The organism is Microcystis sp. M53598_WE2 (genome assembly GCF_030067735.1).
Lineage (GTDB): Bacteria > Cyanobacteriota > Cyanobacteriia > Cyanobacteriales > Microcystaceae > Microcystis > Microcystis aeruginosa.
On record NZ_JASJFE010000300.1, the window covers coordinates 1 to 4,691 of the forward strand.

The window sequence follows — 4,691 nt, forward strand, 5'->3', positions numbered from 1 at the left end:
CCCAATCCCGATCATTCAGGCAAGGTAAAGATGAAAAAACTCTACCCAATAATAACCGCAACTAGCCTAGTTTTTATCGCCTCCCTTGCTGGCTATCATCTACCGGCCACTGGCGATCAATCTCCCGTCAAGAAAATTCCCGTATTCATACCAGATGATACAAATGTATCTTTAAAAAATGGCACTTCTCTATCTGGGAGATTAATCAAGTTCGATTCCCAAGCAAAAACGATCGCTTTAGGGAGAGATTCAAAAACAAAAGAAGTGGCAATGAAAGAGATCAAACAGATAGAGTTTCAAGGGAAGATTATTATCAAAAGCGGAACGCTTGTTATTCGTGGGGAAGGGGGATCAAGCAATCCAAACCAGAATAGAGAACGCTGGACGGAACCCCTACAGAACTTCAAAATTATTGATGTTAATGAAGGAAAAGCGGAAGTAACTTTAACCTCGCTAGATTCTCCAAAAATAAGAGGAATCGAGGATGTGGTGCGTAACAGTTCCTACGTTGTTGAGGAAATTAAATTCAACCCCTCGGACAAAATTGAGATTCAAGTAAACCCGCATTAAAATTCACAAAGGAGAGGTCAATTATTTAGGTAATTAAGGAAGACTTTAAATGGGAAAGTTGGCTGATGTATTGTTCGATTGTTTTTGGTGATAGTGGATCGTTTAAGGTCGGGTTAGCGAGGTAAAAAATGATGTCATTGATGAGATTTTCCTCATCTGTTTTATAGGCGATATCTTCTCTGCATTCGATGGCATCGGCCCAGTTTTCTAGGTCGGTGGCAGATAGAGCGTTATTGAGATAGCGATCGAGAATATCGATCAGATGCTCTTTTTTTAGGGTGATAATTGCTTCGCTACTGTCCCAAGGAAAGGTTTTTAGGATAGGGAGGATAGTTGATAGGGGTTGGTCAAAGTTGACTAAAGCGTTGAGGTATTCTTGTCTAGTTTTCATGGGTATTTTTGTTTGATGTGAACAATAGAACCGTTGGGGGCGTAGGTTGTTTTGGTGTAAAAGAGAGTGATTCCGTCCGCATCAATTTGTTTTTCGTAGGTTGCATAGGAACCGGAAATATTTTTGGCGGGAACGTCCGATTGAAATGCTTTGCCACCGTTGGGAAGATTATAGATCCGAATTGGGGTAGCATGACGGGGAAGGCGTTTTTGAAAGCGGTTGAGGTTGTCTAGTTGGGCTGGGGTTAAAGATGTCACCATATAGTAATTATAATCTTTATTGCCTTGGCGGTTGCTGTATGAAAATAGACTATGATCGAGCCGCTAATGCCGCTTATATTCGTCGTTTTGAGGGAAAGGTTATTGATTCTGAGGAAGTAGCGCTGGGGATTATCTATGATTACGATGAGACGGATAGGATTGTAGGGATTGAGATTTTAGGAGTCAAACAGAGAACGGCCGAACAATTCAAAAATATTGATTTTCCGTTGGAAGAGAGTGAAAAACAAGAGATTAGACAATGGTTCGGAAAGTTAATACTAAATTGTTAAGTGATGTGAGAAATTCAGGAAATATGGGAGGTGCTATAATTGATATATTTACTCAGTCAAAAAACGATGATTAAGTTAAAAGTCACAACGGTAGGGAACTCTATGGGGGTGATTTTCCCGAAAGAGTTGGTGGAGAAGCTGCGCCTTAGTAAAGGCGATATGCTCTACGTCTTGGAAACGCCGAATGGCTTTGAGCTTACACCCTACGACCCCGAATTTGTCCAGCAAATGGAAGTGGCGGAGGAAGTGATGCGCGAAGACTGGAATGTTTTGAGAAAGCTGGCAACTTAGGCTCATGAACCAGCTAATCTGGATAGCTGATGGGGTAGCTATCGCGATTCATCACCGCCAAATAGCCGAGCATGGTGGATTAGAGGGTATTCGAGATGAGGGGTTGCTAGAAAGCGCACTTTCCCGACCGCAAAATCTTCTGGCTTATTCTGAGTCGCCTCCTGACATGGCTTCTTTGGCAGCAGCCTACGCTTACCCAGGGAACAGCAAGAAATGTTAATCGAGTCAGGGGAGAATATCAGGAATTGAGAGCTTGTTCCTGTAGTTATGATTGCCGCATCATTTTCTATTTAGAACGAGACGAGAAAACTTAAACAGATAGGATAGTTTTGATTAACATTGGAACTCATGATGAGGTGTATTAACTAATAACTGATAGCGGAAATAACTATGAATCCCAAAATTTACGCCTTACTTACCCTTTCTCTAGTGGCTACCGTCACCCTACCAGTTGTTAACGGGAAACTCTCCTCTCTCGTCCCTGCGGTAATAGCGCAAAATACGGATGGGAGGAAAGCAGAAGCGGATCAACTTTTGCAATTATGTCGCCAGAATCTTGATAATAATCAAGTAAAATTGGCGATTCAATCCTGTCAACAGGCGGTGATAGCCTACCGGCAAATTAAAGATCTTTCAGGGGAAGCTAAATCTACCGCTAATTTAGGCAATGCCTATGTTAACGACGGTCAATACCGTCAAGCTATTTCTGTTTTAGAAAATGCGGTTAAAATAGCACAAGAGTCAAAAGAACGTCGTGTAGAAGCCCTCGCTTTTTTATATCTCGGTGGGGCTTACTATGAGTTAGGAGAATTTAAGGAGAGCATAGAATTTTTTCAGCAGACTTTAACCATCGCAAAAGAAATTAAGGATGCTGATTTAGAAAAAATTGCTGAAAAACTCATGGAAGCAGAAAAACAGCTAAAAGAAGCGGATAGGCTTTTACAGGAAGGCGTTCAAAAATATGAAACAAGTCAGTTTCGAGGAGCCTTGCAATCGTGGGAAAAAGCCTTACAAATTTATCAAGAAATCAAAAATCGTCAGGGAGAAGCGGCTTCTTTAGACAATTTAGGAAGTGCTTATCTTTCCCTCGGACAATATCAAAAAGCGATCGATCTCCACGAAAAGTCTTTAGTCATTAACAGGGAGATAGTTAATCGCCAAGGAGAAGCCAATTCTTTAAACAATTTAGGAAACGCTTACCAATCGCGTGGAGAGTATCAAACAGCGATCGATTACCATCAGCAGTCTTTAGACATCACGAGAGAGTTAGATGATCGTTCTGGGGAAGCCAAGGTTTTAAACAATTTAGGAAACGCTTACCAATCGCGTGGAGAGTATCAAACAGCGATCGATTACCACCAGCAGTCTTTAGCCATCACGAGGGAGTTAGATGATCGTTCTGGGGAAGCCAAGGCTTTAGGCAATTTAGGAGTTGATTACCACTTACTAGGACAGTACCAAAAAGCTATCAATTACCACCAGCAGTTTTTAGAAATCGCTGAGAAAATCGGCTATCTAAAAGGGGAAGCCGATTCTTTAGGCAATTTAGGAAACGTTTACCAATCCCTCGGACAATACCAAAAAGCGATCGATTACCACAAGAAGTCTTTAGACATTGCGAAGAAAATAGGCGATCAAGGAAGTAAAGCCAGATCTTTAGGCAATTTAGGAAATGCTTACCAATCCCTCGGACAGTATCAAAAAGCGATCGATTACCACCGGGAGTCTTTAGCCATGGCGAGGGATATAGGCCTTCGCCAAGAGGAAGGGTCTTCTTTAAACAATTTAGGAGTTGCTCACTACTTCCTCGGAGAGTACGAAAAAGCGATCGATTACCTTAAACAGACTTTAGACATTGCGAAGAAAATAGGCGATCTAAAAGGGGAAGCTAATTCTTTAAATAATTTAGGAGTTGCTTATCAAAAGATAAATCAACCCGCAGAAGCGATCAAGAATTTGGAAGAGTCCCTCAACATTATCCTCAAGATACGGGGAGATATTTCGAGGGAAAATATTGCAGGTCAAAATCGAAAATCGTTTTTAGCCTCTAACGAAAGAACCGTTATCACCCTCGCCGAAGTCCTAATCCAACAAAACCAACCCGAAAAAGCCTTTGAATGGCTCAACCTCGCCACTACCGCCGATCTTGCCGATTACAATCGCCTGATTAATGCCAAAGTTGCCGATCCCGATGCACAAAAAGCACTTGATAACTGGAACACCGACAATCGACAACTCGAAGGAATGCGCCGACAACTACAGGATAAATTCTCTGAAGAACTGGCACAACAGATCCGACAATTCGAGGAAAAAGTCTATAAAAATGCGGAAACTATCGGAGAGAAATATCCAGAAATTGCTGAACTTTTTGAAACTAAACCCACCGACATCGCCCAACTCCAGAAAAATATCGCTCCTGATACCCTCGTTATTCAACCCGTTCTCCTCCGCGATAAAGTCGCCCTATTTCTCATTACTAGAGAAAAATTAATCGTTATTCAAAGTGATACAAAACGCGATGATTTTAATCAACTTGTCAGTCAATACCACAACCAATTAGCCGACTATAAAAATGCCGACTACTTCGTTACCGGTAGTAAATTATACGAGATTTTAATCCGTCCCATCGAGTCCCAAATTGCCACCAGTTCCCGAAAAAATATCGCCATCATCGCCACTGGACAACTGCGCTATATTCCCTTTGAAACCCTCTACGATAAGAAAAATGAACAAGTTCTCCTAAAAAAATATCCGATTTATTATTTAACTCGCATCTCCACATCTACCCCTCCTGCGACCGAAAGAAAACCCTTACAAGGTCTAGCATTTGCTAACCCTAAACCCACCCAAGAAGAACTTAAAGGCACAGAAATAGAAGCAGAAACTATC

At 41.6% G+C, this 4,691-nt stretch carries 7 protein-coding genes; 5 read left to right on the top strand and 2 right to left on the bottom strand.

What is annotated here, in order from left to right; all coding sequences use genetic code 11:
* Positions 1 to 30 precede the first annotated feature (30 nt).
* Positions 31 to 570 carry a hypothetical protein gene (locus PX636_RS06525; protein ID WP_353853458.1) on the top strand — a complete coding sequence of 180 codons (540 nt, stop codon included), beginning with the start codon at positions 31 to 33 and terminating at the stop codon, positions 568 to 570.
* A gap of 25 nt (positions 571 to 595) precedes the next feature.
* Here the strand turns inward: PX636_RS06525 and PX636_RS06530 are convergent, their stop codons facing one another.
* Together PX636_RS06530 and PX636_RS06535 are read right to left on the bottom strand one after the other, a co-directional pair.
* Complete coding sequence (locus PX636_RS06530) at positions 596 to 961, bottom strand: hypothetical protein (protein WP_288116546.1); 366 nt, start codon at positions 959 to 961, stop codon at positions 596 to 598.
* Positions 958 to 1,221 (bottom strand): hypothetical protein, encoded by a 264-nt coding sequence (locus tag PX636_RS06535; RefSeq protein WP_287630490.1) that lies wholly within the window; start codon positions 1,219 to 1,221, stop codon positions 958 to 960. The genes PX636_RS06530 and PX636_RS06535 overlap by 4 nt, the downstream gene beginning before the upstream one ends.
* Positions 1,222 to 1,259: 38 nt before the next feature.
* On the opposite strand from PX636_RS06535, the gene PX636_RS06540 reads away from it, so the two are divergent.
* The 4 genes from PX636_RS06540 to PX636_RS06555 form a co-directional block, all read left to right on the top strand.
* The gene (locus tag PX636_RS06540) at positions 1,260 to 1,511 is read left to right on the top strand and encodes a DUF2283 domain-containing protein (protein WP_052275424.1); all 252 of its coding nucleotides are present in this window, start codon (positions 1,260 to 1,262) and stop codon (positions 1,509 to 1,511) included.
* A 66-nt stretch (positions 1,512 to 1,577) separates the two neighbouring features.
* Positions 1,578 to 1,802 (top strand): AbrB/MazE/SpoVT family DNA-binding domain-containing protein, encoded by a 225-nt coding sequence (locus tag PX636_RS06545; RefSeq protein WP_012267820.1) that lies wholly within the window; start codon positions 1,578 to 1,580, stop codon positions 1,800 to 1,802.
* 4 nt (positions 1,803 to 1,806) lie between these two features.
* Positions 1,807 to 2,022 (top strand): type II toxin-antitoxin system death-on-curing family toxin, encoded by a 216-nt coding sequence (locus tag PX636_RS06550; protein ID WP_288116547.1) that lies wholly within the window; start codon positions 1,807 to 1,809, stop codon positions 2,020 to 2,022.
* 170 nt (positions 2,023 to 2,192) lie between these two features.
* A partial coding sequence (locus PX636_RS06555) for a CHAT domain-containing protein (RefSeq protein ID WP_288116548.1) occupies positions 2,193 to 4,691 on the top strand: 2,499 nt, incomplete at its 3' end.

Coding starts and splice junctions, on each gene's coding strand:
- PX636_RS06525 (WP_353853458.1), top strand. CDS start 31: ATGAAAAAACTCTACCCAATAATAACCGCAACTAGCCTAGTTTTTATC.
- PX636_RS06530 (WP_288116546.1), bottom strand. CDS start 961: ATGAAAACTAGACAAGAATACCTCAACGCTTTAGTCAACTTTGACCAA.
- PX636_RS06535 (WP_287630490.1), bottom strand. CDS start 1,221: ATGGTGACATCTTTAACCCCAGCCCAACTAGACAACCTCAACCGCTTT.
- PX636_RS06540 (WP_052275424.1), top strand. CDS start 1,260: ATGAAAATAGACTATGATCGAGCCGCTAATGCCGCTTATATTCGTCGT.
- PX636_RS06545 (WP_012267820.1), top strand. CDS start 1,578: ATGATTAAGTTAAAAGTCACAACGGTAGGGAACTCTATGGGGGTGATT.
- PX636_RS06550 (WP_288116547.1), top strand. CDS start 1,807: ATGAACCAGCTAATCTGGATAGCTGATGGGGTAGCTATCGCGATTCAT.